The following is a 24203-nucleotide window of genomic DNA, read 5'->3' as shown; positions in this document are numbered from 1 at the left end:
CCATGCAACGGCGCAAGCTGATCAAGTCCATGCTGGCCGCCCCTCTACTGGGGGCGGCAACGGCAACCGCGAATCCACCGTCAGTAAGCAGCGGCGATGAACCCGGTCGCGAACTGCTGCGTCCCAGGCGCCTGCAGCGCGGTATGACGGTTGGTCTGGTGACCCCGGCGAGCAATGTCTGGGAAGATGAAGACATCCGCTTTGCGTGCGATGTGGTGGCGTCCCTTGGTTTCAAGGTCAAAGAAGGGCAAAACCTCTACCAGCGCACCCAGTACCTGGCTGGACCAGACGAGGCGCGCGCAGCAGATTTCAATGCCATGTTTGCCGACCCGGATGTGGATGCGGTGTTCTGCCTGCGTGGGGGCTACGGCACCCCGCGCATTCTGCCACTGCTCGACTATGAAAATATCCGCCGCAATCCAAAAGTGTTACTGGGCTATAGCGACATTACCGCGCTATTGAATGCCATTTATCACCGCAGTGGTGTCATCACTTTTCACGGTCCCATCGCTGCGCAGAATTTTACCGATTACACTCTGGGCGAATTTTCCAAAGTGCTGATGCACGGCGAGCACCCCGTGCCGTTGGGGGCGCCACCGCCTTTCGAAAGCGCGCCGGGGCGTGTGGAAGACAAAAACCGCATTACCCGGTTCGTCGGCGGCCGCGCCCGCGGTCGTCTGATCGGCGGGAACCTCACCCTGTTGACCACACTGCTGGGCACACCCTTTGAGCCGGATTTCCGCAACAAGATCCTGTTTCTCGAAGATGTCGGCGAAGCGCCTTACCGCGTCGATCGCATGCTCACTCAGCTGTGGCTGGCAGGAAAGCTGCAGCAGGTGGCGGGGATCGTATTCGGAAAATTTACTGAAGCGAAAGTGGAGGGCAACAGCTTCAGCATGGAACATGTGTTGCGCGAACGCTGCCTGAACCTCGGCGTACCGGTAGTGCGTGGGTTGATGATCGGGCATGTGGAGGATCAAACAGTGGTCCCGGTGGGCGCCATGGCAGAGCTGGACGGCGATGCGGGTACGCTGGTGCTGCGCGACAAAGTTGTTGTCTGATTCATTCAATTTACGACCGAAAAGAATAAATAAAATATGGCCTCTACCTGGCTCACGTTGTTACCACCTTTTCTCGCGATAGGTCTTGCGTTGCTAACCCGCCAGGTTTATCTGGCGTTGTTTGCCGGGATCTGGCTTGGATTTTTCCTGCTCAATGGCTCCGGCATTCTGCCCTCGCTGGCGGAAGCGCTGGACGGTGTGCTGGCGGTGCTGGCAAACCCCGGCGATGCGCGGGTGGTCATGTTCACCCTGGTGATTGGGGCGTTCATCATCACCCTCGAGCGCAGTGGTGCGGTCAGCGGCTTTGTGCATTTTCTTGAGCGCAGCCGCTGGGTAACCAATGGCAAGCGCGCGCAGTGGATGGCGTGGCTGGTGGGGTTGGTGATATTCATCGAGTCCAACATCACTGTACTCGTGGCTGGCACCGTGTCGCGCCCGTTGTTTGATCGTTTCCGGATCGCGCGGGAAAAACTCGCCTACATCATTGACTCCACATCCGCCCCAGTGTGCATGCTGATCCCGCTGAACGCCTGGGGGGCTTTCAATCTTGGTCTGCTGGATGGCCTTGGTGTCGACAACCCACTGTCGGTATTGCTCGCCAGTATTCCCCTGAATCTCTACGCGATTTTTGCGGTGGCGTTAACCGCATACACCATTAGCCGGGATTACAACCCGGGTTCGATGGGCGAGGTACAGGCACGCGTATCCAGTAAAAAAGAAGACACTTTGGACATTGCCGGGTCCATAGGCCAGGCGGCGCATATCAAGCCGCGCGCGATGAATATGCTGATCCCGGTGCTCATCCTGATTGCCGCCATGCCTTTGGGGCTCTGGATCACCGGAGATGGAAAACTGTTTCAGGGTTCCGGTTCAACATCTGTTCTGTGGGCATCACTGGCGGCACTGGCTGCAATTTCCGTGCTTGTGCTGATTCAACGCAGTATGACGCTGGACGAGCTTAGTCATACCTGGATGGAGGGTGCCGGGCGCATGTTGCCGCTGGCAATCATTCTGGTGCTGGCACTCGCACTGGGTGCAGTGTCGAAAGCACTTGGCACAGGGCAGTATGTGGCGGGTCTGGTGGGTGACAGTATTCCGCTGGCGTGGCTGCCGACGGTAATTTTTCTGGTATCCGGTGTAATTGCCTTTTCCGTCGGTTCCAGCTGGGGGACCTTTTCCATCATGCTGCCAATCGCCATTCCTGTGGCCTCGGCGCTGGGGGCGGAGCCCGCATTGTTTGTGGCGGCGGTCCTGTCCGGTGGCGTGTTCGGTGACCATGCGTCACCGATTTCCGATACCACCATTGTTTCATCGCTGGCGGCGGGAACCGAGCATATGGATCATGTGCGCACCCAGTTGCCTTATGCGCTGAGAGCGGGTGTCGCAAGTGCTGTGGGTTTTGTCGTGCTCGGTTATTTTCTACTGTAGAAGAAGGACTACGGGTGGCAATGCCACCCGCATTACTTCAGGGCACCTTGTCAGCGAAGTCGTCTGCGCATCAGGGCCAGAGCCAGCAGAGTCAGGACTCCGAAGCCCACGGAACCGCCGCGCTTGCGGCCATTGCGATTGTCCTCCTCAATTTCCTCTTCGGGTTCTTCGTCTACATCACTGGAGTCATCCTCACGGTTGACAACAAACACCGCCGTGGTGCGCGCAGGCACGGTAAATACGCCATTGTCGACGCTGGCCGCTGCCAGTGCTGTATCGGCGGATGCCTGCTGTACCGGGTGCAGGGCGAAGGGCTGGTCTGCGGCTGAGGCGAGCGTGAACTCGACGGTATCGGCAGAGCCGTTGAACAGCGCGAGTATCTGCGAGGTTTCCTCGTCATAGTCTCCGGTCGGGTCGTTCAGGTGCATAGCGATCAGGCCCGGAATCTGTTCCGGTCCGGTATTTTCGAACGACACTACAGACTGTACTGCCTCTGCACTCGGCAAACGGAACAGCCCGCTGCTCGCACGGATCTGCAGCCACTCCTTGAAGACGGCCAACGCAAACTCGCGATCGCTCTGTTGTGGTGCGATGGCCGGATTCGCCAAGAGCGGCGCCATCAGTGACCAATTGTCTTCATTCTTGTCTGCAATCGGCAGGCCGATGCCCCAGTTGTCGGTGGCCAGGGAAAAGTCCAGCGCGTTGAACCAGTCGCCGGAGTTGTAGCTGTCGCGGTCCATGGACTTCGAGCGCAGGAACTCCTGGCCGGCGTGAATGAACGGCACACCCTGGGCGAGCAGTACCAGCGAATTGCTGAAGTTTTGCAGGCGCACCCGGTCAGCGAGAGACGTTGTACTGTTGGCCTTGATCTGGATACCGTCGAACAGCGTCTCGTTGTCGTGTGCAGCCAGGTAGTTGATGGACTCCTGTGGATCTGCGGTATAGCCGGTGACCTGACCGTTGTAGACCAGTTCCGCGCCGGTGAGCTCGGTTCCAGTGGAGTCGGTCAAGATGTAGTCGGAGAGGTTGCCTGCGAGGGATAGGCGTACCTTATCTGCCAGTGTTAGCAGGGTGGCGCGCTCGTCGATACCGCCGAATTTACCGTTGCTGTCGGTGAACAGACCGGTACTGAATCCCTGTTCGTCATAGCCGCCAAACGGGTTGCCGCCGCGGGCACTGTCGCGCAGGCGATCGTTGAAGGTGCCTACGCCAGTGCCGCTCATATTGCCCTGGCGCGCCTGCACAAACCGGGCATCGTCCGCCACTTCGCCGAAGTTCCAGCCTTCGCCATACAGATAGATGGCCGAGCCATCGACGCCGTCACTCTCTGTGGTGAGCGCCTGCATATCCGTCGCCACGTTCAGGATATTTTCCTTGCTGTGGTGTCCCATCAGGTCGAAACGGAAGCCGTCCACTTTGTAGGCGGTAGCCCAGGTTTTGATGGAATCGCGCATCAACTTTTCCATCATGGTGTGCTCGCTGGCGGTGTTGGCGCAGCAGCTGCTCATTTCCACAAAACCTTCGTCGTTGCGGCGGTGGTAATAGCCGGGAACGATCTTGTCGAGAATGGAGCGCTCGTACTGGCCATAGGAACTGGTGTGGTTGTAGACCACATCCATCACCACGCGCAGACCCATGTTGCTGAGCGACTGCACCATCTCGCGGAATTCGAGGATGCGCTGCACCCCGTTCGGATCGGTGGCGTAGCTGCCTTCCGGCACGCTGAAATGCAGCGGGTCGTAACCCCAGTTGAAGCCGTCTTCATCGCGGATGGCATTCACGGCAGCCTGTTGCTCATTGCTGTCGGGAGCGTAGACACCGAGGTCCGGAGTCGTTTGCTGGGCCGCACGGTCTTCATTCACGGTGGCAAAGTCGAACGCCGGCAGTAAATGCACATGGGTGAGACCCGCATTGGCGAGTTCTGCCAGGTGCAGGCTGCCGCGGCCATCTTCGGCGAAGGCCGCGAAGGTACCACGCGCCGTTTCACTGACGGAGTCGTCGCGGATACTGAAATCGCGCACGTGCAGCTCGTACACGCTGATGTCTTCCGGTGCCGCCAATGCCGGTTTCACCAGGGCATCCCAGCCTTCCGGTTTGAGGTCGGCGTCGTTCAGGTCGACGATCTGTGATTTGGCCGAATTGGTAGAGAGACTCAGGGAGTAGGGGTCTGAGACCCAGTTTGTTTCTATTTTGCGGCTCGCGTAGGAATAGACTTCTACTTCGTACAGGTAAAACTTGCGATTCCAATCGACGCTGGTGGATGCGCTCCACACGCCGTTGGTTGAAGTCATTTCGATTGAAGTGGTTGGTTCGTACTGATCCGCGGTACTGAACAGGTGCACCTTGACGGATTTTGCGGTGGGCGCCCACAGCGCGAACTCAATGGCATCTTCGCCGACGGTGGCGCCGAGGGTGCCGTCGTAGGCGAAGGCCGCATCGAGCAAGCCCGGTGTTTGCACGCCGGTGGCGTCGACGATCTTGCCGTCGGCGTTGTAGATGGCCACCGCGAGCTGGCCTTTCACCAGTGCAGTGATGTCTGTGCTCTCCGGCAGGGTAAACGCGCTGTAATTGGCCAGGTGTGGGAATTTGGCTTCTGCGGTGTTGGACATGCCGCTGGCATTGTGGGTAAGGGCGATTTCCAGATCGCCGGTAACGCCGTCCGGACCCAGCGCGAGTGTGGCGGAATCGCTGGCCACCAATTTGGCGCTGCCGCCCTGTGGCAGGCTCACCGGCAATACGATGGTGCTGGCGTCCACCCAGTGGGCCTTGTCGGTTGTCAGGTCGCCTTTGGGAACGCCGTCGGTGCTAACCACCACGCTTTTGGTGGCGCTGTTAAAGGCAAAGTAGACTTCTTTACCCGTTTCTACGGTGAAGGCGATATTGTTGCCACCGCTGCCGTAGCTTTCGTCCCAGCCCTCGTGCAGGGCCGCTTTCATTTCGTAATCACCCGCTGGAATCTCGCTGGTGATGAACGTGTAAATTCCGTCTCCATCCACATCCTGCATCCAACTGCGCAGGCAGTCTGGCTGCCAGTCGCCGGGACAACCCAGTTCACTCTGGAAGTTGCCTGTGGCGGTGACAATGGAATGCCTTGTGTTGTCGGTGATCCATTTGCTCTCGTGGTCGTACAGGAACTTGACCGCTCCATCGGAGGCAAGGGTCAGGCCGATATTCGGGCCGCTGGCATCGCCGTTGCCGCCATAATTCTCATCCCAGCCGCCGTTGATGGCGACTTTGTATTCATAAGTGCCTGCCGGGAGCGAGAAAGTGCCCTGCCAGATATCGTCATCGGCATCATAGGTGAGTTGCGACGCGGCGCAATCCGGCTGCCAGTCTCCATCGCAACCGATGGCACTCTGGATGTTGCCGGGAATGTTCACCATGGAAAGCTCGGAGTTGCTGCTCGCGTGGGCGCTGCCGTGGATGGATGCCGAGATGGCCACAGCCAAAAGCGAGGCCGCACGGAAGTGCCCCCGCAGGAGGAAGGGTGCATGCATGATTGAAGACCTGAATTTTGAAATTTAGTTATTGAAATTATCTATGCTGTCGCGGCGCGATCTGACGCCGCCGCTCACCGGTTTATCATCGCTTTGAGCCGCTCCCCTCAAACTGACAGGCAGCTTACGGCCCATAAAAACCGGAATCTGAATTAGAGGTCACAGGTTTGCCAGTGGCATCCCACCCCATGAGGGCGGAGACAAAATATGAACAGGGCGGAGTGGGTCGCTGGCCCGCTCAGGCTCGGGCACAACATTTCTTTACATTTCAGTGCTCCATTTGCGGCCGATTGGCCTAACCAAACATGGAAACCACAAATGAGAATCGGTAACCTGCATAACCTATCTTTTGTGTATATCGAAAGCCGACAGGTGCGACCGTGAGTTTCTCCAGATTTATTGCCGCCTTCCCAAGCCGCACGACGGGCCTCGCCTGTCTGTTATTACTGATTGCCGCGATGGCCGGTTGTGCATCGGATAGCAAATCGGCCCCTGCTCACCGCGAAGTACCGCCGCAGCCGGTAGTGATGGAGGTAGTGGAGTGGTCGCCGCGCCGGGTAAACATCGAGGCAGTGGGCACCTCGCGGGCAATGAAGAGCGTTACGCTCTATCCCGAAGTCAGCGGTGAAGTGGTGGAGGTTTCCGCCGCTGCGGGAGAGAAGGTGAAGGCGGGGCAGACCATCGTACGCCTGGACGATCGCGATCAGCGTCTGACGGTAGAGATCGCCAGTATCGAGCTTGATGATGCGAAAAAACTTTTAAGCCGTTATCAGCGCACCCGCAGTTCCGGCACTGTGACCGAGAGCGCGCTCGACGATGCGCACAGTGCAGTGGAACGTGCTCGCCTCAACCTCGACCGCGCCCGGGTGGCGCTGGACTATCGCTCTATCAAAGCGCCGTTCGACGGGTATATCGGTATCACTAACCTCGATCCAGGGGCGCGGGTGGAAACGGCTACTGCCATTACCACCATCGATGATCGCAGCAAGCTGCTGGTCACGTTTCAGGTGCCCGAGCTGTTCATGGGACAGATGCAGCACGGGCAGAGCATCGCCGTAGCCACCTGGGCCAACGGCAGCCCCCCATTTCACGGGACGCTGGTGGATATCGACAGCAGAATAAATCCCGAAACCCGCACCTTTGCCGCCCGCGCACTGGTGGATAACAGAGAGGATCTGTTGCGCCCGGGTATGAGTTTCCGGGTATCCCTGGCGCTGGAGGCCGGTCGTTATCCGCTGATTCCGGAGGTGGCGCTGCAGTGGGGTAACGACGGCGCTTTTGTTTGGGGCGTTGAAGAGGGTAAGGTCAGACGCATACCGGCGACCGTGGTGCAGCGGGTGCAGGGCGCGATTTTGGTGGATTCGGATTTGCCAGAGGGCATTCAGGTGGTGACCGAAGGCACCCAGCGCATGCGCGAGGGCCTGAGCGTTGCCAATATCGCGGGGTTGTAAAGCGATGAGCGAACAAACCCCAATCCAGTCCGGGAATATTTTCCGCAGCGATATCGCCTCCCTCGCCATCCGTCGGCCGGTGCTGATCCTGGTGTTGAACCTGCTCATTGCCATTGCCGGTATCGCCGCGTTCAGTGCGGTGGAAGTGCGTGAGCTGCCGGACGTGGATGTGCCGATCGTGTCCGTGCGCGGCACATTGCCCGGCGCCTCCCCGGAAACCATGGACGCGGAAGTGGCCAGTATCGTCGAGGGTGCGGTGGCGCGTGTTTCCGGGATCAAGCACATCGAGTCTTCCAGCGAGGAAAACAGTTTCCGCATCCATATCGAATTCAATTCCAGTGTCGATCTGGATACCGCCGCCGCGGATGTGCGTGAGGCGGTGAGTCAGGCGGAGCGCAATCTGCCGGAGGATGTGGAGCAGCTGACGGTGGTGAAGGCCGCGGACCAGCCGGACCCCATCATGCAACTGGCGGTGACCAGCGACACCCTGAAGGACGAAGCGCTCACCTACATCATTGAAAAAGACATCATCCCCGAGCTCATTTCCATCAACGGCGTGGCCGATGTTCCGATTTCCGGCCAGCGCCAGCGGGTGCTGCGGGTGGTACTGGACCCGCTGCGCCTGACCAGTTTCGGGTTATCTGTGAGCGAAGTGGCCGCGGTGCTCGAAGATGCGCCGCTGGATGTGCCTTCCGGCAGCTTTAATTCCGTCGACCAGCAGCTGCTGGTGCGTACCGATGCCTCCACCATTACCGAAGAACAGGTGCGCGATACCATCGTGCGCGGCGATATCCGCATCGGCGATGTGGCCCATGTGACCTTTGCGCCGGAAGATGTGCAGTCGCTGGTGTTTCTCAATGACCGCCCGGTGATCGGGCTTGGGGTGGTGCGCCAGGCCCAGAGCAACACCATCGAGATCAGCGACGCGGTGTACCAAAAAATTGCCGCGCTCAATGCCCGTTTCGACAATCTGAAAATTACCGTCACCGAAGACCGCGCGACTTTTATCAAGGGCTCGGTGAAAGAAGTGGTCACCAGCCTGATTTACACGGTACTTATCGTGGTTGCCGCCATCTGGCTGTTTTTCGGCAATATCCGCACCACGCTGGTACCCAGTACCGCCATTCCCATCGCGCTGGTAGGCACGCTCGCGGGTATCTGGATGATGGGTTTTTCCATCAATATCCTGACCCTGCTGGCGATTGTGCTCGCCACCGGCCTGGTGGTGGACGACGCGATCGTGGTGCTGGAAAACATCCAGCGCCTGCGCGGCATGGGCTTGGGCGCGCGCGCCGCGGCGGTGCTCGGTACCCGCCAGGTGATTTTTGCGGTGCTCGCCACCACGGCCGTGCTGGTGAGCGTATTCATTCCCATTGCACTGCTGCCCAGCACTGCCGGGCGCATGTTCCGCGAGTTCGGCCTGGTGCTCGCCACCGCAGTGGCGCTGTCTTCGATTGTGGCGCTGACGCTGGTGCCCATGCTCACCGCGCGCATCACCGGCAACACCGAAAGTACGCCGGGTTTCCCGCTGTATCGGCGCCTGGTCAACATCGGTGAGCGCCTGGCCAATATGTATTCAAACAGCCTGGTGGCGTGCTTGCGCCACGGCTGGCTGAGTTTTGCGGTGGCCGTGTCGCTCGCTGTCGGTGCCGGTGGCCTGTACCTGGCAATCGGCAAGGAACTGCTGCCGGCGGAAGACCGCGGCATTATCTACATCATGGCCAATGGCCCCGACGGCGTGGGCCAGAACTATATCGCCCGCCAGGCGGAACATGTGGAGGATGTGGTGCGTCCACTGGTGGAGCGTGGCGATGCCACCGACATCATGTCCCGCGTTGGCCAGTGGGACCCGAACCGCGCGCAGATCGTACTCACGCTGGCGGAGTGGGATCAGCGCAGTATTTCCCAGCAGGATCTGATCCGGGAAATCCAGGGGCCTCTGGACCAGATCCCCGGTGCGCGTATTCATGTTGGCAGCCCCAACAGCCTGAATCTGCGCGGCAGTGGTGGTGGTATCGAAGTGGCGCTGGTGGGCAATGACTACCGTCATATTTACGACGCCGCGCGCGAGATGGCGCGCGCCATGGAGGATCGACTGCCACATCTAAGCCGCCCGGATATCAGTTACCGTCCGACCCAGCCGCAGCTCTCCATCGAGATCGACCGCCGCCGCGCCGCCGATCTGGGTGTGCCGCTCACCAGTATCGCCACCACCCTGCGCACGGTGGTGGACGGGCTGGACGTGGTGGATCTGAACGTGGGCGACCAGGCGGTGCCGATCATACTGGAAACTTCCGACAGCACGATTTCCTCGCCGGAAGACCTGGTCAATCTCTACGTGAAAAGCGAGCGCGGTAATCTGCTGCCGCTGTCGAGCATGGTCACTCTGCGGGAAGAGAGTGTGGCCGCGGAGCTGGATCGCCACGGTCAGCGTCGCGCTATCGAGATCAGCGCGGGTCTGCCGCCAGGCTATCCGCTGGCGACCGCAATGGAGGAAATCCGGAATCTCGCCAAAGAAATTCTGCCGGGGGATGTGGGCATCACCTTCCTCGGTGAAGCGGATTCACTGGAAGAGAGCTCGCGGGAAGTGGCCATGACCTACGCCATCGCCGCGCTGGTTGTGTTCCTGGTATTGTGCGCGCAGTTCGAGGGTATCAGCAGTGCGGTGATCGTGATGGTGACCGTACCTTTCGGACTCGCCGCCGCGGTTTACGCGCTGTTCTTCACCGGCACTACCATCAATATTTTTTCCCAGATCGGGTTGGTGATGCTGATCGGATTGATGGCGAAGAACGGGATTTTGTTGGTGGAATTTGCGGACCAGCTGCGGGACAAGGGTTACAGCGTGTACGACGCAGTAACCGAGGCCGCGCGCGTGCGTCTGCGCCCCATTGCCATGACCATGCTCTCCACCGTCCTCGGCGGCCTGCCGTTGATCCTGAGCAGCGGCCCGGGCGCCGAAGCGCGTACCGCCATCGGCTGGGTGATGTTCGGTGGGCTCGGCCTCGCGGCGCTGTTCACGCTTTACCTGACGCCGGTGGTTTACCTGGGCCTTGGGCGTTTCCACAAGCCGCGCTCGGTGGAAACCACGAAATTGGATGAAGAGCTGCAGGCAGCCAGTCGGTTGTGAACCAAGGCTTCTGGTGGCCGGTGACCCATCGCCAGCCATCTCTAAGATGGAGAGTCTCGTGAATCCCCCCTCAACATCGCTCGCGCTGATTCCGGGTTATATGCTGGATGAGACGCTCTGGAACACGTTCAAAAATTACCTTCCGGAAGGCTGGTCCACCGCCGATGCCTCCCTGGGCGACGGGCAGACGATTCGCGAGATCGCTGCGAATATTGCTGATCGTTTGCCCCTGCGATTCGTGCTGGTGGGATTTTCTCTGGGGGGCTATGTCGCCAGGCAACTGGCCGCGGATTTTCCCGAGCGTGTGGACGCGCTCATCATTATTGCCAGCTCACTGCGCGACGACACCGAGCAGCAGAAGAAGGTAAAGCGGCAGGCGCTCCAGGCGATTTCGGCAAAAAGTTTTAAAGGGTTGAGCAACGCCACCATTGCGCAGTCGCTGCACCCGCGCCTTGCTGCGGATGCTGAAAAAATTGCGTTCATCAAAGCAATGAGCCAGCGACTGGGGTACAGCGCGCTGGTGACACAGTCACAACTGGAGCGAAAGGACGTTCCCGCGTCCTCTATCCGCTGCCCGACGTTGGTCATTGCGAGCGCGGACGACGCGTTGCGGTCCCGCGAAGAAGCGGAGGAACTGGTCGCTGCGATTCCCGGTGCCGAGCTGCAAGTGATTGACGACAGCGGCCATATGATTCCGCTGGAACAGCCCCAGGTACTGGCTGAAACAATCGTCCATTGGTTGTCTGGAAAACATGTTTCCTGACGACTGAGCACTCATTACTCGCTACTACGGGCAATGCTTCCATACACGAGAATGGAAACCAGCGCGCAGCCACCCAGTAACCAGCAGTAAAGAATGCTCCCCGCCAGCGAGATCGGCGAGATTTTCGCGAGGGAGGAGGCGAGCAGAATCTGCGCGCCGTAGGGCAGCATGCCCTGCACCGTGCAGGAATAGATATCCAGCAGGCTGGCGCTGCGACGCGGATCAACGCCGTAGCGCGCGGCCATGTCTTTCGCCAGTTGTCCGGTGAGCAGGATGGCGACGGTATTGTTGGCGGTGCATACGTTGGTTGCCGCCACCGCCGCGCTGATGCCCAGTTCACCGGTTTTGCGCCCCGGCTGTCCGCGGCTGGCGAGCCGGCTGAGCCGGTCGATCATCTGCTCCAGCCAGGCGATACCGCCGCCGGCCTGCATCATCGCGCCGAGTCCGCCGATCATCAGCGACAGGATCAGGATTTCCTGCATGCCGGTGTAGCCCGCGTAAATATCCTGTGACAACTGCGCCACCGTATAGTCCGGCTCCAGCGCAAAGCCGATACCGCCCGCCAGTAAAATGCCCAGAAACAACACCAGCAATACATTCACGCCGGAAACCGCCAGCACCAGCACCACGATATACGGCGCAATGCGCGCGAAGTCATAGCTCCCCGGGCTCGGCATCTGGGCGGTAGTGCCGGAAAACCACAGCCAGGCCAGGGTAATAAGCGCGGCGGGCAGGGCGATCAGCAGGTTCATACGGAACTTGTCGCGCATGGTCACGCCCTGGGTGCGGGTGGCGGCGATGGTGGTATCGGAAATGATCGACAGGTTGTCGCCAAACATGGCTCCGCCCACCACGGTGCCAATGGTGAGCAGGATAGAGAGATCGGTTGCGTCCGCGAGTCCCACCGCAATCGGACCGATCGCCGCGATGGTGCCCATGGAGGTGCCCATGGCAGTGGCGATAAACGCCGTGATGAGGAAGAGCCCCGGTAGCACCAGAGCCGGCGGGATCACGCTGAGCCCGAAGTTCACCGTCGCGTCCACTCCGCCGATGGATTTGGCGACGCTGGCAAAGGCACCGGCGAAGAGATAAATCAGCACCATGGTGACGATGGTGTTGTCGGCGGCGCCGCGGACGAACGTCTCGATCGCTCGGTTGAGTGGCCCACGTGCCAGCAGTACTGCCAGCGCAATCGCGGGCAGAATCGCCACTGTCGCCGAGACCTTGTAAAAGGCCATGTCCACATCGTGCCACTGGTACCAGAGCCCGGCGCCGACGAATAGAGCGAGGAACAGGGTGAGAGGGAGCAGTGCGAGGGCTGAGGGCGAGATGGGCGATGGCGAAGTGGGCAGTTGATTCATGGGTACCGCTGGGAATCTGAGTTGATGGCTGCTGGCTAAAAAAGGCGCGGATTCTAAACAAACAGTATAGGGCTGGCTAATTCTGCGGCCGCTTTACAGATATTTACGCTTTTCGTCCATTTCTTCCCTTTATGTGGGTAATGAGATCCATTATCATCTGTGCCCTTCAGGTATCTGCGAATACAACAGGGGTCAGGCAGTAGTGGCAGTTTCTCTCGGATCAGCGCGCCAATGGCACTGGATCAGTTCCGCGGTGTGTCTGGTGGGCATGCTGCTGTTTGCCATTACCGGCATCACTCTGAACCATGCCGCGGAGATTCCTTCAACCCCGAAGGTCATCAATCACGAACTCAGTGTGCCGGCAGAGCTGCTGGAAGCATGGAATGGGAGCGAATCCGAAGCGCCACAACTGCCGGTAAATCTGGTGGCATGGCTGGCGGAAGAACACCGTATCCAGATCCCGCGCAATCACCGCGGGGAGTGGGACGGCAGCGAATACTACCTGGCGCTGCCGCGCCCCGGTGGCGATGGCTGGCTGTCGCTGGATGTGGAGACGGGCGATCTCATTTTCGAGAGCACCGATCGCGGCTGGATCGCTTACTTCAATGATCTGCACAAGGGCCGCGATACCGGCAGTGTATGGCGCTGGTTCCTGGATGTGTTTGCGGTGGCCTGTGTGGTCTTCTGCCTGACCGGGTTCTGGCTGCTGTGGAAGCAGTCGTCGCGGCGGGTATCCACTTGGCCTGTCACCGCGTTGGGGGTGCTGATTCCCCTGGTCATCGCACTGGTTTTCATTCACTGACGCCTTACTGACGCAAACGATTTTTTTGGGAAAAGACATGGAAATGAAGTTGTTCGGAAAACTGGCTGCTGCGGTTCTGATCGCGGGCAGCTGTATCGCAGGCACCGCGCAGGCGGAAACCCTGCAGGTCAGCATCGAAATTCCGCGTCTCAATGTGGCGGAATACCACAAGCCTTATGTGGCCGTGTGGCTGGAAGATGAAGCCCGTAACGCCACCCAGATCGCGGTGTGGTACGACCTGGAAATGCGCAACAACGAAGGCGAAAAATGGCTGAAGGACCTGCGCCAGTGGTGGCGCCGCGGCGGCCGCAGCCTGGACGTGCCAGTGGACGGTATCACCTCCGCCACCTACGGCCCCGGTGAACATGCACTGGAAGTGGCTATCGCGGAGAGTGATCTCGCCAAACTGGCGCCCGGCAAATACCGCCTGCGGGTTGAAGCAGCGCGAGAAGTGGGCGGTCGCGAGCTGGTGGAAATTCCCCTGATCTGGCCGCTGGAAAAATCCAGCCTGCCGTTGTCAGCCAGGGGTGAAGAAGAGCTGGGCAGCATTCGCATTGCTGTATTGCCCTAACTTGTCAATAAGGAAATCCCCATGAAAAAAATGACCATTGCCAGAGTATTGATGGCCAGCCTGATGACCGCTGGTGTTGCTATGCACGCAGAAGCGCACCGCGCCTGGATTTTGCCGAGTTCTACCGTGCTGTCCGGTGACGATCCCTACGTGACTTTCGATGCGGCCGTTTCCAACACCATTTTCTTTCCGGATCACGTGGCCCTTGGGGCGGAGGCAGTGACGGCCACCGCGCCCAATGGTGAAAAAGTTGCACTGGAAAATGCGTCCCGAGGCAAATACCGCACCACCTTCGATGTGCAACTGAAAGAGGAAGGCACCTACAAGATCGGTCTCGCCTCCGCCGGTCTTCGCGCCTTCTGGAAAGACGCTGAAGGTAAGCGCCACATGTGGCCGGGCCGCGGTCAGCAGGCAAACGATGCCGATTTCGCCACCGCGGTACCGAAAAATGCCAAGGAGCTGCGCGTTACCCAGAGTTCCCGCCGCATCGAAACCTTTGTTACTGCCGGTGAACCCTCCGATGCGGTGCTGAAGCCGGAAGGTGTCGGCCTGGAACTGGTGCCGGTTACCCACCCCAACGACCTGTACGCTGGTGAAGCTGCCAAATTTAAACTGTTGATCGACGGCGAGCCGGCCAAAGGCGCAGAGGTTGTATTGATCCCCGGCGGCAGCCGCTACCGCGACAACCAGGAAGAAATCCAGGTGAAGGCGGATGCCGCCGGTCTGTTCAGTGTGACATGGCCGAGTGCCGGTCAGTACTTTATGGAAGCAGAATACCAAGACAGCAAGGCCAAGGCGCCGGCCACGGTGCGCAGTGGTGCTTACTCCGCGACCTTTGAAGTGTTGCCGATGTAATTGCGGAAGCAGACGCGAACGACTCAGGGAGCCGGAAAGTGACCGAATATCAGCGCCTCGCTATCGCACTCGTGTGCACGCTGATCTGGCTCCTGTGGGTCGCCATTTTGATGGTTCGGCATCGCCGTGAAATACACAGCGCCCGCCGTCAGCAGCAATCACACGCGGCCGGCGCGGTACTTGTTGCCTACGCCAGTCAGAGTGGTACCGCTGCCGCGTTGGCGCGCCAGAGCGCGGAGTATTTGCGCCAGTCGCAGGCGGTGACGGTACTGCCACTCAGCCAGGTTTCCGCGCAGACACTTCAAACCGCCAGCAGGGCGCTGTTTGTTGTCAGTACCTACGGGGAAGGCGAGGCGCCGGACAATGGTCAGCGTTTTGCCAGAACTTATCTGAATGGTGCCGGTGGCGAAGTAACGGCACTGGATCTCTCCCATCTTTCTTATTCCGTTGTCGCCCTGGGTGACAGCACCTACGCGCGCTTCTGTGCCTTCGGCCAGTTGTTGTTCGACGGTATGGCACGGCTGGGTGCAAGAGCGCTCGAACCCTTGCATAAAATCGACAGCGCCAGCGGTGATGCCAGCCGTACCGCCAGCGCTATATCTGCCTGGTTCGGCCCGTCGCCGACGGCGAAGTCCAATAGGGTCAGCAAACCGACGATCTGGTGGCGGCTGGCTGAGCGCACGCTGCTTAATCCCGGCAGTCCCGGTGCTCCGCTGTTTGAGCTGACCCTGCGCGCGGTTAACGACTGGCCGAAATGGCGTGCCGGCGATGTGTTCGTATTGCAGCCGCGCCATGAGCGAAACGTGGTGGCGAACTGGCTCGCGCAGCATCGGCTCGATGCCAGTGAATGGATTGCCGTGGACGGCCGCGGCCAGACACTGCAGGCCTGGCTGCGCGACCGTGTATTGCCGACAGCAGAATTTGACCGGGAAAAACTGCTGCGTGGGGATTTTTCCGAATTTCCCCTGTTGCCCGCGCGCGAGTATTCCGTGGCATCCAGCGGGGAAGAAAAAGTGCTCAAATTGATCGTGCGGCAGCAGTTCAATGCGGGCGGTGATCTCGGGCTCGGCTCCGGCTGGCTTACCGAGTACTGCGAAACCGGTGAATTATTTGCCGGCAGCCTGCGGGAGAACAGCAATTGCCACACCGCAGACCACAGCCGCCCACTGCTGCTGATCGGTGCCGGCAGCGGCCTCGCCGGTTTGCGTGCGCAACTGGCCGAGCGCGCGGGGCAGTCAAATGCAGGGACTGTGTGGCTGGTATTCGGCGAGCGCTGCCCGGACACGGACCGGCCGTTAACCCGCGAACTCGATACCTGGCTTCGACAGGGAAGCCTTTCCCGTTGCGACCGGGTATTCTCCCGCGGTGACGAGACACAACACCGCTATGTGCAGGAGTTTCTTGCCGCACAGGGCGAAGAATTGTGCTTGTTTGTTTCCCGGGGCGCGGATATTTATGTGTGCGGCAACCGAACCGGTATGGGGGAAGCTGTGCACCGGGTACTCAACCAGTTACTGGGTGAGCACCTAGTCGAGGTGCTGCTGGAGTCCGGACGTTACCGGCGGGATCTGTACTGACAGCGGATTGGGCCGATTTACCAGCCCATGGTTTCACGTACAAACGTCGCCAGCTTTTCACCATTGGCCACATGCTGTGCCGCTCGCGGGTGCTGGCCGTAGCCGGTGTAATCGAAAAACAGCGTGTGCAGTTTTTTGTCCCCGTTTTCTTTCTGAATCTGCGCGACCGCCCGGCGGATATAGTTGGGCCACTTGTCATTGGCGGTAGCGTCCATGCTGCCAAGTGCGCAAATGATATTGGCTTCGGGATAGCGCGCGCGGATATCTCGCACAAATTTCACATAGGCGTCAATCCGCTGCTGATCATTGGGAATCGGTTGCAGGCGCTTCTGCCCGTCCACCAGCCAACTATCGTTCTGGAACAGATTGATGACCACCACATCCGGCGTCCAGCGTTTGAAATCCCACACACTGTCATTGTTGCCCACGCCACTCAGCTGATCGAAATACTCTGGCATAGTGTAGGGAAACCAGCTCACCATGATACCGATCCCGCTGCGGCAGATGGTGTGCAGCTCGGCATTCAACGCACGCGCGGCTACTGCGCCGTAGGCCCAGTACTGGTTCTGCTCTGCGGGAAGGTCGTCGCGACCGTTGTCCGCACCTTCATTGCCCATGCCGCAGCTGATGGAATCGCCGAAAATTTCCATGCGCCGCGTAGGTCTCCGGGGCGCCGGCAGCAGTTTGCCGGTGTCTGACAGCTGCAAGCCTTTGAATTTCGTTGCTCCGTATTCGCCCTCGGTGCGCCTGTAAATTTCCAGCGTATGCTCACCGGGTGGCAGCGCACGGGAAATTTCATAACTGTGCTCGCCCTTGTTGGCCTCCAACACAAATGGGTGAGCGGTATTGCCGTCGATCATCACGTTGTAAAAATTCGAGCCCGTCTCATCGTCGAGCGTCACCCGCAGCGAAGTGCCGGTGAAGTTTGCCCGCACACTACTGCCCGGCCAGGTAAGAACCGGGGCCAGCTTGTTGCTGAAGTCGATACGGCCGGTATATTGCAGTTCCGCGGCATCGGCGGGAATGAAATTGGAGGATTCAGTTGCCGTCGCACAAACTGGTAAAGCTGAAAAACCGCTGAATGTCAGCGCGGCGGCGAATAGGGGCAATATTTTCATCAGAACGGAAAATCTCTTTTAGTGCGTCCTCAATTGGGTGAAGTGATGGTATCCAGAGCCGGGCACCGAGACAACGCCCGCTCTACCTGGGGGTAATTCACTTCTGGGGGGCGCAAGCCGGACCCTCCTGGTACTCCTGTCACCGATCCATAGCCGCCTTCTTCTCCGTCCGGAGGTCGTACATGTTGTAGTGCACCGCGCCGACGTCCTTGATCATGTGGACTTGCAGGCGCTTAATGGCATTCGTGTCGTACCCGACCCAAGTTATGAGAGTCCTGATTGTGCGGTGAGTCGGCTTATCGATGTATTTCACGCCATTACGATGATCGGGTACCCGCATCGCAACCGGGTAAAAGAGTGTTGCAAAAAGAGACCAGAGAATTTCCATGAGACGCACCGTTAAAAAGTTTTCCTGCCCCTCCCTTTTGCTGCCGCTCTCGAAAGTTGTGGGTATCGCCAGTATGTCCAAGCAGACGATCTACCGGTTGCGTGAGAAAGGACGGTTCCCAGAGCCGGCCGTCCACATGGGTAAAGTGGTGCGGTGGCGTATGAGCGACATTCAGCACTACATAGCGACCGGCGAGGTCCGCCGGGCTAGTATGACTTCAGATTTAATGCGCTCATCTAGCAATCTATCCTCCTGAAGACCAACATCTTTCTGCGCACCGATTTCTGCGATTCTTGTCTGATTCTTGCCGGTTGTTCGTGCAGTTATGTATGCGGCTATAGCGCCAACTACAGCACCAACTGCCGCTCCTAAAAATATATACATTTCCTTCGGCACAAATCTTCTCCCAAAAAGACTAAGCGTTTACATCGTGATCAGTAGGCATGAGTCCACATCGAGAAGCAGTTTCTCAGCTACTGCGCGGGCTTCGCTCGCCACGTTGTAAAACAGCCGCTAGCCGGAACTCTGGTCAGGTTATGCACTGATTAGTGTTGGGTAGTTGCGCCACCGCCTATGTCTGCGAGGTCAGGATGGAAGCAGACGCCGACGAGGCCAGAGTCTTCGATTGCCTTCTTCATTTGGTCGGTGCAGAACACATCATAGTAGGAGCCCGCTTTAGAGCGGAATGCCATCGTGCCGGCGGGGAGTTTGTCTTCCCGAAACCCCAGATTCTCGACCTCGCCGTATTCGTTGAACACGGTAACAGACTCGTCCAACGCGTCGTACTTCTCTGCGACAGTGAGGGGATTAAAAATGTATCCCGTTCCGCCCAAGTAGGTTACGGGAAGAAACTCTCCGTCCTGCGTCAGGTCGGAGCCGAGTAGGCTGTACGCCTTCTCGTTGAAGAACATACGCCCATTACGGACTGCCACATCAGGAACCAACTCTTTGGTAGTCTCCTCTCCAGGGCCGAAGTCCAGGCACAGGGGCTCTTTCCATACCGAGGAGTACGGGATAGGGGTGCGCTTGATGTGGAACGGGTTGTCCTCGCCAAGTTTGGCGACAACATCGCTGGTTGACATCGTGTAAATGAGGTAACTGTCATCATTGCTGATAAGATGAATCATTGTGACGCGTCCATAATTTGGGGGCGGATTGACCCATTCTGTAAGCGAGTTTCAACTTCTTTTAGGGTCCTCCTCAGGTCAGCGAGGTCCTCAATAATGTCTAGGTCGATCAGGCGTTCAAGCCATCTGTAGTACTTTTTCCTGTGTATCCGGCTGTGCGGCACTGCGTTACGGAGATGGGCCGGCATTTGGCTCGCTGCCGCTGTATTGCGTGGCAGCCAACACCCGTTACAGGGGTCGTCTATACGGAGCTTGAACCAAGCGATGACTGCCCGTAATCCAGCGGCTTCTTTGTGTGCCCCGGATACAATCGCGTGGGCATCGCAAAGCTCGTGAGGGCGGGGATCGTTGGCTAGCTCCATGTGCTTGCCCAGGCGTGCGGAGTCGTGCTTCTCAGCCTCAAGCTCGTCTCGTGACACACCCCATGCCTCTATTCGGTAGATGTCCAGTTCACACTCGACCTGGGCGACTGTTAGGACTCGATTAAGGTCTGCGCGGGTGGGGTTCTCAATGGACGCGAAGTTTGCGATGGCGCAGTCTACGCGGTCCATCTCAAAGTATTTCTTCGTGAGCATGGCAAAGTTCCTTCTTTAGCTATGTCCTCAGATGGCAGGGTTGATCTTACCCAGAGCCCGGGACGGAGACAACGCCCAGTTTGCGTTGGGGCAATTCACTCTTGGACGGGGCGCAAGCATCTGCTACCCGGGCCCTCCAGTTGCTCCTGCCACCGATCCATAACCGCTTTCTTCTCAGTCCAGAAGTCGTACATATCGTAGCGCTGCGCGTCCACATCCTTGATTCGATGGACTTGCAGGCGCTTAATGGTGTTCATGTTGTACCCGGCGCGAGTTATATGAGTCTTGATCGTGCGGCGAATCAGCTTTTCGAAGTATTTCGCACTATCAAGAGGATTGGTTACCCACATCGCAACCGGGTAAAAGAGTATTCCAATAAGAGACCAGAGAATTCCCATGAAACGCACCATCAAAAAAATTTCCTGCCCCTCCCTCGCCAAGTCACTTTGCTTTTTGCTGTTCGGCTGCGCGCTCGCGCAGGCACATCACTCGCACGCATCTGAGCCCCCCAAATTCGCCATCGCCATCCACGGTGGAGCCGGCACCATTGAAAAATCGAGTATGACGGCGGAACAGGAGCGCGCCTATCGCGCAAAGCTGGAAGAGGCCATCAATACTGGCTATGTAATTCTGGAAAAAGGCGGCTCCAGCCTTGATGCGGTGGTGGCGTCGATTAACGTGATGGAAGATTCGCCCTTGTTCAATGCTGGTAAGGGCGCGGTCTACACCTACGACGGTACCCACGAGTTGGACGCTTCGATCATGGATGGGCGCAATCGCGAGGCGGGTGCTGTTGCCGGCGTCAAGCGTATCGCTAATCCCATCAATCTGGCGCGTATGGTGATGGAGGATTCCCCATTTGTGATGCTGGCGGGGGAGGGCGCGGAGGCATTTGCCCGCAGCCGCGGAATGCCCATGGTAGACAACAATTCGTTTGATACCGAGCACCGCCGCGAGCAGCTGAAGCGCGCCAAGGAAAAACTCGACAAGGAGAGCAGGCAGGACAAGGATTACCGTGCAGCGGTGGATGCACTGCCTGCGCCGTTCAGAATGGGCACCGTGGGCGCGGTGGCGTTGGACCAACAGGGGAACCTGGCCGCCGGCACATCCACCGGCGGTATGACGGCAAAGCGCTATGGCCGCATCGGCGATTCCCCGGTGATCGGTGCCGGCACCTTCGCCGATAACAAATCTTGCGCGGTCTCCGCCACTGGCCACGGTGAATACTTCATTCGCTATAACGTTGCTGCGGACATCTGCTCCCGGGTCGCCTACCAGAGTAAAACCGTGGCCGAGGCGGCGGATGAGGTCATCAACCAGATACTGCTACCGGTGGGGGGTACCGGCGGGGTGATCGTGCTGGATGTGAAGGGCAATATTGCGCTCACTTTCAATACCGTGGGCATGTACCGCGGCAGTCGCGTAGCCGGCGGAGCGGCAGAGGTGGCGATATTCGGGAAGAAATGACAGCGCGCTGAAGGACTTACAAAGATGGCGTCCCCGGCCCGACTCGAACGGGCAGTCCGGACTTAGGAGGTCCGTGGTTTATCCTGTTAACCGACGGGGACGGCATTGCCTGTACGGGCAGGGCGGCCATTCTAGCGGCTGGCGCCGCCGCTGTCATGGTGTGTTCACTTTCGCTGTAACCGAGAGTAACGGGGGTGGCAGATCCGTTACGTAGGATTAGTTGCAGTTAGCCGGTCCGCCAAAGTCCAGGTGTGCCGAAATATTGTCGCAATTTGTTCATGAAACGGGGGTATTTTGACGCCTGTGGAGCCATTGGCCAGACCGGGGTTTCTGCCGGCTGCCGGCCGTATTCTGGACCGGGTGTAACTCCCGAAAAAAGTTGCTTCCACGGTGAAAAAGTTGCTTGACCAGAAAAGCCGGAGCTGGCTAATCTCCGATTGCCTGACGGCAACATAACAACAACAGACAGACAGTTTCTGCCCTGGCAGATCGAGATTGTGGAGTTTTCTATGAGCGGCAACGTTATCGAAAATGACATTGATTTTGATGATTCTGATCCCCCTCTGGCAGAAGAGGTATTGAAGTCAAACAAGAGCCCAAGGGACGCCCGCCGGATGGTCGAAGACAAGCTGGAGGAGATGCGTCTCAGACGGGAACTGATGGACTATCAGTACGACTTTTAAGCCTGGGGCCGGGATATTCGGCGATTCCATAACCTGGACCCGCTCCGGGATACGATAAGGGTGCCACCGGCACCCTTTTCTGTTTTGGTAGGCCCGCTATTGCGGCCTGCCGTCATGCTTTGGTAAGACGCATGGACAGGCCAGTTTCCATGCCCGCCGGTGGGGTGTATATTGGCCGTAATGGTCAGGGTAGAGAAGGATAAAGGGACCTTCAGATGGTGGTTTCCGACAGGTTTGAAAGCCGGGTGACTTCTGAGATTTCCGAGGCTGGTGACGCGGTGATTATCCGTGTGGCCGGCAATTTCGATTTCAATATGCACCGGGAATTCCAGCGCGCCTACCGCAATGTGGCGCCTCCACCCCGGATGTTCCTGGTGGATCTGTCCGCGACCGACCACCTCGACAGCGCGGCCCTCGGCATGCTGCTCTTGCTGAGAGACTATTGTGTCGAGGTGGGACGCGACGGATTTCAACCCGGGGTGGAATTGATGAACGCCAACGCGCACGTTTCCCATATTCTCTCCGTGTCCAACTTCGACCGGATTTTCAGCATACGCTGAAAACTCTCTCCCAATGATGCCAGTCTTCCGGATACTGATAGTAGAACGAGACGCCGGTGAGACCGCTGAACTCCGCGAACTGATCCTCCACTGGGAATACGCCAGCTCCACAGGTTGTATGCTGCCCGCCTCCATTCACTCGGTAAAAACCGCGGAAATGGCGCTGGAGGCTTACGCTGAGTTCCCGCCAAACCTGATTATCTTTGGTCCCACCTCGGCAGAGGAAGTGTCCAGCTGTGAGATTCGGCATCTGCGTCACAGCGGTGGCATCGAACCGGTGCCGATTCTGTTTGTGCAGGATCTTTCCCGCGCGGCAGAACCGCCGCCACCCACCGACTGCGATGACATTCTCACCAAGCCCTACAGTTCATCGCTGGTGCAGCTCAAGCTAGGCTCCATCCGCCGCTTCTGCGAATTCAGTCGCTCATTGATGGCCCAGCGCGACCGGCTGCGGCGTCATCATGCGGATTTTCTGCAGGAGCAGGCCAACGCGCGTGAGATCTTTTCCAACCTCGGCAACGAAAGCTGCCTGGATGACACGCCGGCGATTCGCTATCAGCTGTCGCCGCGGGCGGTACTTAATGGAGATCTACTGGCCGCCACCCACACCCCGGATGGCAAACTGGTATTGATGCTGGGGGATTTCGCCGGCCACGGTCTGGCGGCGGCGGTAGGGGCGGTTCCATTGACGTCCATTTTCTACTCCATGATGCCGCGGGGCTTCTCCATGGGGCGGGTGTTGCGGGAGATTAATCGCAAGCTCTACGATATCCTGCCGCGGCAGATGTTCTGCTGTCTGGTCATGCTGGAGCTTGACCCGCGGCGCAACCACCTGCGGCTTCTCAATGCCGGTATGCCGAGCCCGTGCCTCAAGCGCACCAGTGGCGAGTTGCACCTGTTGGAGTCGCGCCACCTGCCATTTGGCGTGTTGGCGTCTGACCAGATCGACAGTGCCATTGTCAATCTGCGGCTGCTGCCTGGGGACCGTCTCTATCTATGGAGTGATGGTATCCATGAAGCCCGCAACACCAAGGGCGAGCATTTTGGTGAGTGCCGCCTGCTGGAGTTGCTGCGAGCCGACCGCGACGGCACGCAGGCATTTGATCAGATCCTGCAGGCCGTCAATGCCCACGCCGCCGAGCAGCACGACGATCTTTCACTGGTGGAGCTGGATCTGACCCACTCTTCACTTTTCCACGGAGCCTGCCCGGCGGCGGATTCCGGCGGTGAGCGCAGGGGAGGGCGCATGGGTAACTGGTCCATTCAGTTTCTGCTGTCGCAGCATGAGTTGCGCACCGCCGATCCGCTGCCGCATCTCCTCAGTGTGCTGGCGCAGATGCCGGGTGCCGCCCGGTTTCAGGAGGATCTTGCTATCGCACTGGGGGAACTCTTCCGCAATGCGCTGGAACACGGCGTGTTGGAGCTGGATTCATCCATCAAGTCCACCGACGACGGTTTTATCCGCTATTACGACCTGCTTGCAGAGCGTCGCAGCCGACTGGATACCGGTTGGGTCCGTATCTCGCTCAGTTGCCGCGAAGGGGAGGACGGTGGAGAGCTGAAGCTGGTGGTGGAAGACAGCGGCGCCGGCTTCCCGGAAATTCGAGAACCCAAAGGCGTCTACGCCGGTCGCGGTCTTGCGCTGCTGCAGACGGTCTGCAGCGAGGTACAGCTGGCGCCGGGCAGCAGCCGGGTAGAAGCGGTCATTCGCTGGGGGCCTGACCCGGCAGAATCCGGTGGATCGCAGCCGAATGTCGTACAAAATCCCTCGGTGCCGGTATAATCGCGC

At 58.8% G+C, this 24203-nt stretch carries 21 protein-coding genes and 1 tRNA gene; 14 read left to right on the top strand and 8 right to left on the bottom strand.

Annotated features, from left to right (window positions below; genetic code table 11):
• Positions 1-2: 2 nt before the first annotated feature.
• Together GNX18_RS06750 and GNX18_RS06745 are read left to right on the top strand one after the other, a co-directional pair.
• A complete protein-coding gene (locus GNX18_RS06750) occupies positions 3-1061 on the top strand; it encodes an LD-carboxypeptidase (RefSeq protein ID WP_166216411.1) in 1059 nt (352 codons plus the stop codon).
• Positions 1062-1097: 36 nt separating this feature from the next.
• Entirely contained in the window at positions 1098-2489 is a 1392-nt protein-coding gene (locus GNX18_RS06745) for a Na+/H+ antiporter NhaC family protein (protein WP_166216408.1), read from the top strand.
• A gap of 50 nt (positions 2490-2539) precedes the next feature.
• On the opposite strand, the gene pulA is transcribed toward GNX18_RS06745, so the two are convergent.
• Complete coding sequence (gene pulA / locus GNX18_RS06740; protein WP_240914271.1) at positions 2540-5986, bottom strand: pullulanase-type alpha-1,6-glucosidase; 3447 nt, start codon at positions 5984-5986, stop codon at positions 2540-2542.
• Positions 5987-6366: 380 nt separating this feature from the next.
• Between pulA and GNX18_RS06735 the strand changes: the two genes are divergently transcribed.
• Genes GNX18_RS06735 through GNX18_RS06725 form a run of 3 tightly spaced genes read left to right on the top strand, consistent with a single transcriptional unit; the run spans position 6367 to position 11330 of the window.
• Positions 6367-7437 (top strand): efflux RND transporter periplasmic adaptor subunit, encoded by a 1071-nt coding sequence (locus tag GNX18_RS06735; RefSeq protein ID WP_166216405.1) that lies wholly within the window; start codon positions 6367-6369, stop codon positions 7435-7437.
• A 4-nt stretch (positions 7438-7441) separates the two neighbouring features.
• Positions 7442-10567 carry an efflux RND transporter permease subunit gene (locus tag GNX18_RS06730; RefSeq protein WP_166216402.1) on the top strand — a complete coding sequence of 1042 codons (3126 nt, stop codon included), beginning with the start codon at positions 7442-7444 and terminating at the stop codon, positions 10565-10567.
• Positions 10568-10625: 58 nt separating this feature from the next.
• A complete protein-coding gene (locus GNX18_RS06725; RefSeq protein WP_205828079.1) occupies positions 10626-11330 on the top strand; it encodes an alpha/beta fold hydrolase in 705 nt (234 codons plus the stop codon).
• A 14-nt stretch (positions 11331-11344) separates the two neighbouring features.
• On the opposite strand, the gene GNX18_RS06720 is transcribed toward GNX18_RS06725, so the two are convergent.
• Positions 11345-12691, bottom strand: a complete 1347-nt coding sequence (locus GNX18_RS06720; protein ID WP_166216396.1) for a Na+/H+ antiporter NhaC family protein — start codon at positions 12689-12691, stop codon at positions 11345-11347.
• Between the two features lie 202 nt (positions 12692-12893).
• Here GNX18_RS06720 and GNX18_RS06715 point away from each other — a divergent pair, with 202 nt between their 5' ends.
• The 4 genes from GNX18_RS06715 to GNX18_RS06700 are packed head-to-tail and all read left to right on the top strand — an operon-like array spanning position 12894 to position 16496.
• On the top strand, positions 12894-13493 hold the full coding sequence (locus tag GNX18_RS06715) for a PepSY-associated TM helix domain-containing protein (RefSeq protein ID WP_166216393.1): 600 nt from the start codon (positions 12894-12896) through the stop codon (positions 13491-13493).
• A gap of 37 nt (positions 13494-13530) precedes the next feature.
• The gene (locus GNX18_RS06710; RefSeq protein WP_166216390.1) at positions 13531-14064 is read left to right on the top strand and encodes a DUF2271 domain-containing protein; all 534 of its coding nucleotides are present in this window, start codon (positions 13531-13533) and stop codon (positions 14062-14064) included.
• A 21-nt stretch (positions 14065-14085) separates the two neighbouring features.
• Positions 14086-14919, top strand: a complete 834-nt coding sequence (locus tag GNX18_RS06705) for a DUF4198 domain-containing protein (protein WP_166216387.1) — start codon at positions 14086-14088, stop codon at positions 14917-14919.
• A 38-nt stretch (positions 14920-14957) separates the two neighbouring features.
• On the top strand, positions 14958-16496 hold the full coding sequence (locus GNX18_RS06700; RefSeq protein WP_166216384.1) for an NADPH cytochrome P450 oxidoreductase family protein: 1539 nt from the start codon (positions 14958-14960) through the stop codon (positions 16494-16496).
• Between the two features lie 17 nt (positions 16497-16513).
• On the opposite strand, the gene GNX18_RS06695 is transcribed toward GNX18_RS06700, so the two are convergent.
• Positions 16514-17614 carry an SGNH/GDSL hydrolase family protein gene (locus GNX18_RS06695; RefSeq protein WP_166216381.1) on the bottom strand — a complete coding sequence of 367 codons (1101 nt, stop codon included), beginning with the start codon at positions 17612-17614 and terminating at the stop codon, positions 16514-16516.
• Between the two features lie 139 nt (positions 17615-17753).
• Positions 17754-18083 (bottom strand): hypothetical protein, encoded by a 330-nt coding sequence (locus GNX18_RS06690; protein ID WP_166214647.1) that lies wholly within the window; start codon positions 18081-18083, stop codon positions 17754-17756.
• Between GNX18_RS06690 and GNX18_RS19825 the strand changes: the two genes are divergently transcribed.
• Positions 18001-18258, top strand: coding sequence for an AlpA family transcriptional regulator (locus GNX18_RS19825; RefSeq protein WP_138234832.1), 258 nt, complete (start codon positions 18001-18003; stop codon positions 18256-18258). The genes GNX18_RS06690 and GNX18_RS19825 overlap by 83 nt on opposite strands.
• Before the next feature lie 289 nt (positions 18259-18547).
• On the opposite strand, the gene GNX18_RS06680 is transcribed toward GNX18_RS19825, so the two are convergent.
• From GNX18_RS06680 to GNX18_RS06670, 3 genes are all read right to left on the bottom strand, one after another.
• Positions 18548-19129, bottom strand: coding sequence for a hypothetical protein (locus GNX18_RS06680; RefSeq protein ID WP_166216378.1), 582 nt, complete (start codon positions 19127-19129; stop codon positions 18548-18550).
• Positions 19126-19704: an AHH domain-containing protein gene (locus tag GNX18_RS06675; protein ID WP_138234830.1), complete on the bottom strand. Its 579-nt coding sequence runs from the start codon at positions 19702-19704 to the stop codon at positions 19126-19128. The genes GNX18_RS06680 and GNX18_RS06675 overlap by 4 nt, the downstream gene beginning before the upstream one ends.
• Positions 19705-19799: 95 nt before the next feature.
• Positions 19800-20117 (bottom strand): hypothetical protein, encoded by a 318-nt coding sequence (locus GNX18_RS06670; RefSeq protein WP_166216375.1) that lies wholly within the window; start codon positions 20115-20117, stop codon positions 19800-19802.
• Between GNX18_RS06670 and GNX18_RS06665 the strand changes: the two genes are divergently transcribed.
• Entirely contained in the window at positions 20101-21171 is a 1071-nt protein-coding gene (locus GNX18_RS06665; RefSeq protein WP_166216372.1) for an isoaspartyl peptidase/L-asparaginase family protein, read from the top strand. The two genes, GNX18_RS06670 and GNX18_RS06665, sit on opposite strands and share 17 nt — an antisense overlap.
• Before the next feature lie 25 nt (positions 21172-21196).
• On the opposite strand, the gene GNX18_RS06660 is transcribed toward GNX18_RS06665, so the two are convergent.
• Positions 21197-21272 (bottom strand) — tRNA-Arg (locus GNX18_RS06660).
• Positions 21273-21680: 408 nt separating this feature from the next.
• Between GNX18_RS06660 and GNX18_RS06655 the strand changes: the two genes are divergently transcribed.
• The 3 genes from GNX18_RS06655 to GNX18_RS06645 all read left to right on the top strand — a co-directional run bounded on the left by GNX18_RS06655 (position 21681) and on the right by GNX18_RS06645 (position 24197).
• The gene (locus GNX18_RS06655) at positions 21681-21854 is read left to right on the top strand and encodes a PA3496 family putative envelope integrity protein (protein ID WP_166216369.1); all 174 of its coding nucleotides are present in this window, start codon (positions 21681-21683) and stop codon (positions 21852-21854) included.
• A 245-nt stretch (positions 21855-22099) separates the two neighbouring features.
• On the top strand, positions 22100-22414 hold the full coding sequence (locus tag GNX18_RS06650; RefSeq protein WP_205828078.1) for an STAS domain-containing protein: 315 nt from the start codon (positions 22100-22102) through the stop codon (positions 22412-22414).
• 13 nt (positions 22415-22427) lie between these two features.
• The gene (locus GNX18_RS06645) at positions 22428-24197 is read left to right on the top strand and encodes a SpoIIE family protein phosphatase (RefSeq protein ID WP_166216366.1); all 1770 of its coding nucleotides are present in this window, start codon (positions 22428-22430) and stop codon (positions 24195-24197) included.
• Positions 24198-24203 lie beyond the last annotated feature (6 nt).

The organism is Microbulbifer sp. SH-1 (assembly GCF_011326135.1).
Lineage (GTDB): Bacteria > Pseudomonadota > Gammaproteobacteria > Pseudomonadales > Cellvibrionaceae > Microbulbifer > Microbulbifer harenosus.
Note: the sequence above shows the minus strand (reverse complement) of the source record. Positions and strands in the feature narration are given on the sequence as shown.

What these genes read in the sequence shown, in the direction of transcription:
- GNX18_RS06705 (WP_166216387.1), top strand. Translation starts at nt 14,086, where the DNA reads ATGAAAAAAATGACCATTGCCAGAGTATTGATGGCCAGCCTGATGACC.
- GNX18_RS06695 (WP_166216381.1), bottom strand. Translation starts at nt 17,614, where the DNA reads ATGAAAATATTGCCCCTATTCGCCGCCGCGCTGACATTCAGCGGTTTT.
- GNX18_RS06665 (WP_166216372.1), top strand. Translation starts at nt 20,101, where the DNA reads ATGAAACGCACCATCAAAAAAATTTCCTGCCCCTCCCTCGCCAAGTCA.
- GNX18_RS06745 (WP_166216408.1), top strand. Translation starts at nt 1,098, where the DNA reads ATGGCCTCTACCTGGCTCACGTTGTTACCACCTTTTCTCGCGATAGGT.
- GNX18_RS06720 (WP_166216396.1), bottom strand. Translation starts at nt 12,691, where the DNA reads ATGAATCAACTGCCCACTTCGCCATCGCCCATCTCGCCCTCAGCCCTC.
- GNX18_RS06675 (WP_138234830.1), bottom strand. Translation starts at nt 19,704, where the DNA reads ATGCTCACGAAGAAATACTTTGAGATGGACCGCGTAGACTGCGCCATC.
- GNX18_RS19825 (WP_138234832.1), top strand. Translation starts at nt 18,001, where the DNA reads ATGAGACGCACCGTTAAAAAGTTTTCCTGCCCCTCCCTTTTGCTGCCG.
- GNX18_RS06680 (WP_166216378.1), bottom strand. Translation starts at nt 19,129, where the DNA reads ATGATTCATCTTATCAGCAATGATGACAGTTACCTCATTTACACGATG.
- GNX18_RS06655 (WP_166216369.1), top strand. Translation starts at nt 21,681, where the DNA reads ATGAGCGGCAACGTTATCGAAAATGACATTGATTTTGATGATTCTGAT.
- pulA (WP_240914271.1), bottom strand. Translation starts at nt 5,986, where the DNA reads ATGCATGCACCCTTCCTCCTGCGGGGGCACTTCCGTGCGGCCTCGCTT.
- GNX18_RS06710 (WP_166216390.1), top strand. Translation starts at nt 13,531, where the DNA reads ATGGAAATGAAGTTGTTCGGAAAACTGGCTGCTGCGGTTCTGATCGCG.
- GNX18_RS06750 (WP_166216411.1), top strand. Translation starts at nt 3, where the DNA reads ATGCAACGGCGCAAGCTGATCAAGTCCATGCTGGCCGCCCCTCTACTG.
- GNX18_RS06730 (WP_166216402.1), top strand. Translation starts at nt 7,442, where the DNA reads ATGAGCGAACAAACCCCAATCCAGTCCGGGAATATTTTCCGCAGCGAT.
- GNX18_RS06645 (WP_166216366.1), top strand. Translation starts at nt 22,428, where the DNA reads ATGATGCCAGTCTTCCGGATACTGATAGTAGAACGAGACGCCGGTGAG.